The sequence below is a fragment of the Albidovulum sp. genome, from assembly GCF_049646345.1.
Classification (GTDB): domain Bacteria; phylum Pseudomonadota; class Alphaproteobacteria; order Rhodobacterales; family Rhodobacteraceae; genus Albidovulum.
Window position 1 is genome coordinate 1 of the sequence record NZ_JBARVQ010000370.1, and the last position, 2326, is coordinate 2326.

Consider the following 2326-nt stretch of genomic DNA (forward strand, 5'->3'; position numbering starts at 1 on the left):
TCAGCGCCCAGACCAGCGCATCGACCCGGTCAGGCGACCCCCGGCCCTCATAGCCCCGCGACGTCATACGGCACATCTGATCCTCCAGCGCCCCAAGGCCCCGGACATGATGCACCCGCCCTTGTTCATAAAGTGCCGCCACCGGCTCAGCCCGCGCGACTTTGCCGCGCGAGGCATGAACCGCCCGGTAAGGCACCAGCGGATCGACCTGCCTCACAACGCTTTCCACAAGCTGACCGCCCTGATTGACCTCGGCCACCAGCCGGTCCGCCCCGTGCCGCTCCATCGCCGACACCGCCGCTCGCGCCCATGTGTCGGGCGAGGCAGCGCTGACCGAGGCATCCTCCAGCACCCAGGCACGCCACTCGGATGGCGGCCCCTCGGTCTGGGCACCCACCACGACGATCCCGCATTCATCCGATCCGTCATGGCCGGTCACCGGTGGATCGACCGCAACGACGATGCGGCTCAACCGCTCGGGCGCGTCGCACCGGCCCGCCTCCAGCGCCGCCGTTGTCCACAATGCCCCCTCGACATCCTCCAGAAGCACCCCGTCCAGCTCCTGCCGCCCCAGCCGGGTACCTGCATAACGCGCCCTGACCTCTTCCAGAAACGAGGCCGCCAGATAGGCCCGGTTCGCCTCGGTCGGCGCCTGCGTCAGCACCGTCGAGGGGTTCTTCAGGATCGCCTTCAGCGCGGGAATGTTCTGTGGCGTCGTCGTGACGACCTGCTGCGGATGTTCGCCCAGCCGCAAAGCGAATTGCAGCATGTCCCAAGCCGCCTCGGCCTTCGGCCATTTCGCCAGTTCATCGGCCCAGGCCGCATCAAACTGCGGCCCGCGAAGTGTATCCGGACTGAAAGCCGAATAAACCTCCGCCACCGCCCCGTTCGGCCAGACCAGCCGCTTGCGGCCCGCCTCCCAGACCGGCCGCCGGTCGGGCGGGGAACATGCGAGGATGCCGCTCTCACCGAAAACCATCACCTCGCGGACCTGATCAATCGTCTCGCCCAGCAAAGCCACCCGCCGCGCCCGGCCGGGGTCCAGGGGCCGCGCCCCCTCGACTTGTGCACGCACCCATTCAGCCCCGGCACGGGTCTTGCCGGCACCGCGCCCGCCCATGATCACCCAGCTCTTCCAGGCGCCACTTGGCGGCAACTGGTGCGGCAGCGCCCAGAATTCGAACAGCCAGGGCAAGGCCATCAAGGCCTCATCGCTCAGCCCCTCAAGAAACTCATCCACCAGTTCCGGCGTCGCGGAGGCGAGCCAGGCGGCGGCCGATTTCATCCCGCGCCGCGTCGAGGTCGAGCGCGTAGTCATAGGCAACTCCGGCCTCAAGCTTGTCGAGTTTTGCAACTTTCGCCCTTTCCTCGAACACCATCAAAAGTGCCTGCCGCAGGTCGCGATAGGACCGCGTGGCATCCTTCAATTCATCGAACTGGTTCTGCTTCAGACGCTCCATCGACGCATTGATCTCTGCGACGATCGCACCCAGCAATCCCATGGCCTGATCGACCATCAGCTCAGTCTTCGGCCCTTCGGCCGTATTCCCTGTTGTCATTAAGTCCCGACCGCCTCTCATGCAGGTCCCGCACGAGTGAAATGAAAAAGCGGCCCTGGGGTTGCCCCCGGCCGCTTGCCCACTTCTTCTAGCATGTCCGAAGGTATATCCGGGACCGTTCGAATAGTCAAGAAAAACTGTATTATCAGATAGTTAACGCAGCGAACGCCGCTGCGAAGCAGCGATATCAGGCCCCGGCCTTTTCCTCCAGCATCAGCCACTCCTCCTCGGCGGCAGCCAACGCCGCCTGCCGCTCGGCCAAACCTTCCGAGGCGCGGCGGAACTTGTCAGGCGCCTTGTGGAAGAGGTCGGGGTCAGAGAGAAAATCCGACAGCTTGCCAATCTCGGCTTCCAGCTTCTCCATGAGGCCCGGAAGCGCCTCAAGCCGGTGCTTTTCGGTGAAGGTCAACCCCTGCACCACCTTGGGCGACTTCGGCGCCACGGGGGCCGCCGGTTTGGTCGCCTTGGCGGGAGCTGTAGCCTCGGTGACGGTGCCTCGCTGGGCCTGATAGTCGCTCCAGCCGCCAGCATAGGCGACCGCCCGGCCTTCGCCCTCCATCGCGATGGTCGTCGTCGCCACCCGGTCGATGAAATCGCGATCGTGGCTGACCAGCAGCACCGTCCCGTCATAATCGCCCAGAATATCCTGCAACAGATCCAGCGTCTCCACATCCAGATCGTTGGTCGGCTCATCGAGCACCAGCAGGTTCGACGGCTTCGCCATGATCCGGGCCAGCAAAAGCCGAGCCCGCTCCCCGCCCGAGAGC

Annotated in this window: 3 protein-coding genes; all 3 read right to left on the reverse strand. The window is 65.3% G+C overall.

Features of this window, described 5'->3' with window-relative positions:
• The coding region (locus WBB85_RS09220) for a DNA-packaging protein (protein ID WP_432638330.1) at positions 1-1285 on the reverse strand (1285 nt) is incomplete at its 3' end.
• Positions 1233-1559: a hypothetical protein gene (locus WBB85_RS09225; protein WP_432638328.1), complete on the reverse strand. Its 327-nt coding sequence runs from the start codon at positions 1557-1559 to the stop codon at positions 1233-1235. The genes WBB85_RS09220 and WBB85_RS09225, both read right to left, overlap by 53 nt.
• Before the next feature lie 187 nt (positions 1560-1746).
• Positions 1747-2326: ATP-binding cassette domain-containing protein (locus WBB85_RS09230; RefSeq protein ID WP_432638329.1), on the reverse strand; the 580-nt coding region annotated here is incomplete at its 5' end.

Coding starts and splice junctions, on each gene's coding strand:
- WBB85_RS09225 (WP_432638328.1), bottom strand. CDS start 1,559: ATGACAACAGGGAATACGGCCGAAGGGCCGAAGACTGAGCTGATGGTC.